At 65.7% G+C, this 7,072-nt stretch carries 6 protein-coding genes; all 6 read left to right on the forward strand.

Annotation, left to right across the window (positions count from 1 at the left end; translation table 11 throughout):
* Positions 1 to 762: NAD(P)/FAD-dependent oxidoreductase (locus B2U11_RS04555; protein WP_292070247.1), on the forward strand; the 762-nt coding region annotated here is incomplete at its 5' end.
* 84 nt (positions 763 to 846) lie between these two features.
* On the forward strand, positions 847 to 2,268 hold the full coding sequence (locus B2U11_RS04560) for a circularly permuted type 2 ATP-grasp protein (RefSeq protein ID WP_292070248.1): 1,422 nt from the start codon (positions 847 to 849) through the stop codon (positions 2,266 to 2,268).
* Positions 2,268 to 3,206, forward strand: a complete 939-nt coding sequence (locus B2U11_RS04565; protein WP_292070249.1) for an alpha-E domain-containing protein — start codon at positions 2,268 to 2,270, stop codon at positions 3,204 to 3,206. Before B2U11_RS04560 ends, B2U11_RS04565 begins: the two co-directional genes overlap by 1 nt.
* A 2-nt stretch (positions 3,207 to 3,208) precedes the next feature.
* Positions 3,209 to 4,048 carry a transglutaminase family protein gene (locus B2U11_RS04570; RefSeq protein ID WP_292070250.1) on the forward strand — a complete coding sequence of 280 codons (840 nt, stop codon included), beginning with the start codon at positions 3,209 to 3,211 and terminating at the stop codon, positions 4,046 to 4,048.
* Positions 4,049 to 4,112: 64 nt separating this feature from the next.
* Entirely contained in the window at positions 4,113 to 4,898 is a 786-nt protein-coding gene (locus B2U11_RS04575; protein WP_292070251.1) for a peptidase, read from the forward strand.
* 95 nt (positions 4,899 to 4,993) lie between these two features.
* Positions 4,994 to 7,072, forward strand: a 2,079-nt coding sequence (locus tag B2U11_RS04580) for a TonB-dependent receptor (protein WP_292070252.1), incomplete at its 3' end; no start/stop codon positions are given.

Below are 7,072 nucleotides of genomic sequence, written 5' to 3' on the forward strand. Positions count from 1 at the left end.
GGCGGCGGCTATGTCGGGCTGGAGGCGGCGGCGTCCGCGCGCGCCCTGGGCGCCGAGGCTGTGGTGGTCGAGCGAGAGCCGCGCGTCCTGGCGCGCGTGGCGTCGCAGACGCTGTCGGACTTCTTCACCCAGCAGCACCGCGCGCATGGGGCGCAAATCCTGACCGACGCCGAGGTGACGGCCATCGCCCGCGACGGCGTCACCCTGTCGGACGGCGCGGTCATCGAGGCGGACGCCGTCCTGGTCGGAGTCGGCGCTGTCGCCTGCGACGGCCTGGCGCGCTCGGCCGGACTGCTGTGCGACAATGGCGTGGTTGTGGACGAACAGGCCCGCACGTCGGACCCGCTCGTCTTCGCCGTAGGCGACATGACGCGACGGCCGATCCCGGTTCATGGCGGGGTTCATCACCGGCTGGAGAGCGTTCCGAACGCACTGGAACAGGCTAAACAGGCCGCCGCCGCCATCGTCGGCCGGCCCGGTCCCGCACCGGAGGTTCCGTGGTTCTGGTCCGATCAGTATGAATTCAAGCTGCAGATCGCCGGCCTGCCTTTCGAGGCGGACCGGCAGGTGCTGAGGGGCGACCCCGCCGCCGACGCCTTCGCCGTCTTCCACCTGGCGGGCGACAAGGTGGTCTGCGTCGAGGCGGTCAACGCTCCGCCCGAGTTCATGGCGGGAAAGAAGCTGATTGCAGCCACGACCCCGGTGGACGCCGCCAAGCTGGCGGATGTCTCCGTCTCGATGAAGGCGGTGGCGGCTGGCTGACTTCCTTCGCCGCACTGCAACAAAACTGTTGCGCTTTCCGTTCCGTGCCCATCACTCTGTGATTTCTCATCGCGGCGGGGGCGAATGACGAAGGCTTTCGACGAAATGTCCGGCGGCGGATCCGGCAAGATCCGCGACAGCTACAGCACGCTGGCGGCGTGGCTGCAGACTGCGCCACCCGACCTTCTGCAGGCGCGCTCTCGCCAGGCGGAACTGTTCTTCCGACGCATGGGGGTGACCTTCGCCGTCTATGGGGACGAGGAATCCAACGAGCGGCTGATCCCCTTCGACGTGGTGCCGCGCATCATCGGCGCCGACGAGTGGTCGCGTCTGGAAAAGGGGCTGAAGCAGCGCGTCACCGCGATCAACGCCTTTCTCAAGGACATCTACGGACCGCAGCATTGTCTAAAGGCGGGGATCGTCCCGCCCGAGCTGATCCTGACCAATCCGCATTATCGACCCGAGATGCAGGGACGCCGACCGCCGGGCGACGTCTGGTGCCACATCTCGGGCGTCGATCTGGTCCGCACGGGCGAAGACGGCTTCTACGTGCTGGAAGACAACGTCCGCACCCCCAGCGGCGTCTCCTACATGCTGGAGAACCGCGAAATGATGATGCGGTTGTTCCCCGATCTGTTCGCGGAACACGCCGTGCGGCCGGTCGAAATCTATACCGACATGCTGCTGCGGTCGCTGCAGGCTTCGGCCCCCGCCGGGGCGGGAGAGGATCCGACGATCGTCGTGCTGACGCCCGGTCCCTACAACTCGGCCTATTACGAGCACAGCTTCCTGGCCGACAAGCTGGGTGTGGAGTTGGTCGAGGGCGGCGACCTGTTCGTCAACGACGACACCGTTTTCATGCGCACGACCGAGGGGCCCAAGCGCGTCGACGTCATCTATCGCCGGATCGACGACGATTTCATCGACCCCCTGACCTTCATGCCGGACTCGGCGGTGGGGGTGCCGGGGCTGATGTCGGCCTATTTCGCTGGTCGCGTGACCCTGGCCAATGCGGTTGGAACGGGCGTCGCGGACGACAAGGCCGTCTATACCTACATGCCCGAAATCATCCGCTTCTTCACCGGCGAAGAGGCGATCCTGAAGAACGTGCCGACCTGGCGCTGCCGGGAGCCCGAGGCGCTGAAGGAAGTGCTGTCCAAGCTGGATGAGCTGGTGGTCAAGGAGGTCGGGGGATCGGGGGGGTACGGCATGCTGGTCGGACCGACGTCCACCAAGGCCGAGATCGAGGCTTTCCGCGCAAAGCTGATCGCCGATCCCGACGACTTCATCGCTCAACCCACGCTCAACCTGTCGACGGCGCCGACCCTGGCGGGCGCGGACCTGTCGCCGCGCCACGTGGATTTGCGGCCGTTCGTCCTGTCCAGCCCGGCGGGCGTGCGCGTCGCGCCCGGCGGCCTGACGCGGGTGGCGTTGAAGGAGGGGTCGCTGGTGGTGAACTCCAGTCAGGGCGGCGGAACCAAGGACACCTGGGTGCTGGATAACTGATGCTCTCTCGCACCGCTGACAGCCTTTACTGGACGGGCCGCTACATGGAGCGGGCTGACTTCCTGGCGCGTATCCTGGAGGCCGCCATTCGGCTGGCCGCCCTGCCGGCCAAGGATCACGCCGCCGTAACCGCCTGGGCGGGGGCCATCGCCTCGTCCGGGGTCAAGACCGGGTTCGACGCCTCGGGGCGGTCGATTTCGGAAAAGTCGGTGAGGGAGTATCTGGCCTTCGGCGCCGACAATCCGACCTCGATCAAGGCCTGCATCACCCGCGCCCGGACCAATGCGCGATCGGTCCGCACCGCCCTGACGATCGAGTTGTGGGAGGCCATCAATGGGGCCTGGAACGGTCTGAAGGAGCAGGGTGAACCGACCCGGCGCGACGACTTCACCAACTTCCTGGACTTCGTGAAGTCCACGTCCCTGGCAGTGGAAGGCGCCTCGTCACGAACCATGCTCAGGAACGACGCCTACTGGTTCCTGCGCCTGGGCATGGCGATCGAGCGGGCCGACAACACGGCGCGCCTGCTGGATGTCAAATACCACCTGCTGCTCCCGCCCGGCGAACGGGTCGGCGGGCAGCTGGACTATTTCCAGTGGACCACCCTGTTGCGGGAAGTTTCGGCCTTGACGGCCTATCGCTGGGTCTATCGAGAGTCCGTCCGGCCCTGGCTGGTGGCCGATCTACTGGTGCTGAACCGGCAGATGCCGCGGTCGCTGGCGTCGTGCCAGGGAATGATCGTCAGCTATTTGGAAAAGCTGGCGGCGGATTACGGTCGCCGCGGCCCGGCGCAACGCTTGGCGTCCAATCGCATGACGCAATTCAACGAAGCCCGGATCGAGGACATCTTCCAATCGGGTCTGCATGAATACATCCAGGCGTTTCTCAAGGAGAACAACGCCTTGGCTGGCGCTATCCACGAACAGTATCTGGTTTGACGATGCGGATACGGATCGACCACGCTACCCGCTACGCCTACGCCCGGCCGGCGCGGTTCATCGTCCAGATGCTGCGGCTGACCCCCAAATCGTGCGAGAGCCAGCAGGTGCGGGACTGGCGCATAGAGACGGACGTGGACGCCCGGCTACGGCGTAGCGAAGACGCCTTCGGCAACGTGGTCCACAGTCTCTACACCGAGCGACCGACCGACGACCTGACCATCCGCGTCACGGGCGAGGTGTCGACGGTCGACACGGGGGGTGTCATCCGCGGGCAGAATGAGAAGCTGCCGCCTAGCGTCTATCTGCGCGAGACGCGGCTCACGCGACCGAATGCGGCGCTGACCCACTTCGCGAACGAGGCGGGGCACGGGGGCGCTCTGGACCGGATGCATCGGCTGATGGGGGCGATCCACCAGACCGTGGCGTTCGAGATCGGCGCCACGTCGGCGGCCCATTCGGCGGCCGAAGCCTTCGACATGAGACGCGGGGTCTGCCAGGATCACGCCCAAATCTTCATCGCGTGCGCGCGGGCGACGGGCGTGCCGGCGCGCTATGTCTCGGGTCATCTGAACCGATCGGATGGCCAACACGATCAGGACGCCGCCCACGCGTGGGCCGAAGCCTGGATCGAGGATCTGGGCTGGGTCGGCTTCGACCCCGCCAACGGCATCTGTCCGACCGATAACTACGTGCGTATCGCCATCGGTCTGGACGCCCTGGGGGCCACGCCCATCCGGGGAACCAGCTACGGCGGCGGGATGGAGAGCCTGACGGTCGCGCTTCATGTGCGCCCCGTGCAACAGAGCCAGCAGCAACATCAGAGCCGGGGATGGTCCTGATCGCCATGTCGTCCGAATCTGCTAGCGTCAGGCGATTCGCAACGCGGGGAGCGGATAGGGCGCAATGACCTATTGCGTGGGCATGCTGGTCGATGAGGGGTTGGCGATGATCGCCGACACCCGCACCAATGCGGGCGTGGACAACATTTCGTCCTATCGCAAGCTGCACGTCTTCAAGACGCCCGGCGAGCGGGTTCTGGCCGTCGCCACGGCGGGCAATCTGTCCGTCACCCAGACTGCGCTTTCGATGGTCGGCGAGGGTGTCACACTGCCGGATTCGGCCGGTCCGGAAACTCTGGAGACGGCGCCGACCCTGTTTCGCGCGGCTCAGATACTGGGCCATGCGCTGGCCAGCGTCCGCGCCAGCATCAACACCCCTCCGACGCCGACCGCAGACGGCTTGAACGTCACGGCCTCCATGCTGCTGGGCGGTCAGATCGCCGGGGGCAAGATGGGCCTGTATCTGATCTACGGGCAGGGCAACTTCATCGAGTGCGGCCCGGATACCCCCTACCTCCAGATCGGCGAGTTGAAGTACGGCAAGCCGATTCTCGACCGGGCCCTGCGGCCGAACACGCCGCTGTCCGAGGCGGTGAAACTGGGGCTGATCTCGTTCGATTCCACTATTCGCTCGAACATCGCGGTGGGGCCGCCGTTCGATCTCATTGTCGTTCCCCGCGATAGGCTGACGGGAATGGAGCGGCGGATCGACGCCGACGATCCCTATTTCCGCGACCTCGGTCGACGCTGGTCTGAGGCGCTGGCCGCAGCCCACCGGGCCATGCCCGATCCGACCTGGCTGGACCTTGAAACCTCGCCGCCGCCGCGAAGCATGATTATCGTCAGCTGACGCGACTGAGATTAATTCGCAATTCACCTTGTGCGACAATGTGAAGCTGGTTATTGCGACCGCATCGCAAAATCAGGCCAAAAGGTCGCACCCAGATGTCCGAATCCCGCGCTTCCTCTCTCCGCGCGCTTCTCTTCGCCTCCAGCGCCGCCAGCATGCTGGTCGCCGCCCCCGCCGTCGCCGCCGATGTCGCGGCTGACGACATCGTCGTCACCGCCGCGGACCAGCAGCCGGCCAACCTGGGCACCATCGACGTGCATGGCCAGGTTCAGAAGCGAGAGCCCGAAAGCCCGGAATATGTGGCGCCCCTGCTGGATACGCCGCGAGCCGTGACAATCATCCCCGAGCAGATCATCACTCAGACCGCCGCCACCTCGCTGGAGGACCTGCTGCGGACCTCGCCCGGCATCACCTTCGGCGCCGGCGAAGGCGGCCAGCCGCTGGCCGAACGTCCGTTCATTCGCGGTCAGTCCTCGGCGAACAACATCTTCGTCGACGGCGTTCGCGACACCGGCGGCCAGTCGCGCGAGGTCTTCAACCTTGAACAGGTCGAGGTCATCAAGGGGCCCGATTCGGTCTATTCGGGCCGCGGCTCTGGCGGCGGCAGCATCAACCTGGGGTCCAAGGCGCCGCGCCTGACCGACTTCGTCAACGTCGGCGCCGCCGCCGGCACGGACGACTATTACCGCGCCACGATCGACGGCAACTGGCGCTTCAGCGAAACGACCGCCTTTCGCCTGAACCTGCTGGCGACGGAAGGCGACGTGCCGAACCGCAACGCGGTGGACTTCGAAAAGTACGGCCTGGCGATGGCGTTCGCCACCGGCCTGGGAACCGAGACGACCGCGACCCTCAGCTATTATCGCCTGCGCAGCGACTCCATGCCCGACTACGGCATCCCCCTGGACCGCAAGCTGAACAACAACTGGGCGATCCAAACCACCGACAGCCGCATCCTGAACGTCCCCTACGACACCTTCTACGGCCTGAAGGCGCGCGATTATCTGCGCAACGAGGTGGACAGCGTGACGCTGAAGCTGGAGCATCGGTTCAGCGACAACCTGGCGATCCGCAACACCACTCGGTACTCGGAAACGCTGAACGACTATGTCGTCACCAATCCCGGAGACGGCGGAACCGCGGTCCAGATCGGCGGCGAATGGTGGATGAAACGCGGCCTGAAATCGCGGTGGAACCCAACGGATACCCTGGCCAACGTCACCGACCTGTATGGCTCTTTCCAGACGGGCGCGATCAAGCACAGCTTCGACATTGGTCTGGAGCTGTCGACCGAGGAGAACCGCAACGCGTCCTACGCCATAACCACGACGAGCGGCACGGCTTGCCCCGCGCCGCTGACCGGCCTGGACTGCACCAAAGTCTACGATCCGAACCCCAACGACCCGTGGACCGGAACCATCGCGCGCAATGCCGTGACGGAGAACACCACCGACACCGTCGCGGTCTATGCCTTCGACTCGATCGCGTTCGGCGAGAAGTGGCTGCTGAATCTGGGCCTGCGCTACGACGACTATTCCGTCGAAAGCCCGACCTCGACCCCGTCGGAAGCAAGCTGGGATTTCGTCAACTATCAGGTCGGCCTGGTCTACAAGCCGACGGCGAACACCAGCGTCTACGCTTCCTACGCCACCTCCTCGACGCCGCCGACCATCAGCGGCGGCGACCAGAACGGCGCGCCGTCGAATGGTTCGGGCAATCTGAACGGCGATGTGCTCGATCCCGAGGACACCGAAAGCTACGAGATCGGGGCCAAGGCCAGTCTGTTCGGCGAGCGGCTGTCGCTGTCGGCGGCGGCGTTCCAGACCACGCGCAAGAACGCCCAGATCCTGGTCGATGTGGATCGCTACGCTCAGGCCGGCGAAGTCGAGGTTCGGGGCCTCGAACTCGGCGTCTCCGGCAATATCACTCCGGCCTGGACGGTGTTCGGCGGCTACACCTACATGGAGTCCGAACTGGTGAAGGGCGCCGTCACGATCGTGGACGGCGAGCCGGTTCCCAACCTGTTCGAGGGCGATCCCCTGGCGAACACGCCCAAGAACAGCTTCAGCCTGTTCACCACCTACCGGGTCCTGCGACCGCTGACCGTCGGCGGCGGACTCTATTACGTCGATGATCGCTTCGGCGGGAACCAGGGCGGCGCCGGCGGCGGCGGC

The organism is Brevundimonas sp. UBA7534 (assembly GCF_002479325.1).
In the GTDB taxonomy this organism is placed as follows: domain Bacteria; phylum Pseudomonadota; class Alphaproteobacteria; order Caulobacterales; family Caulobacteraceae; genus Brevundimonas.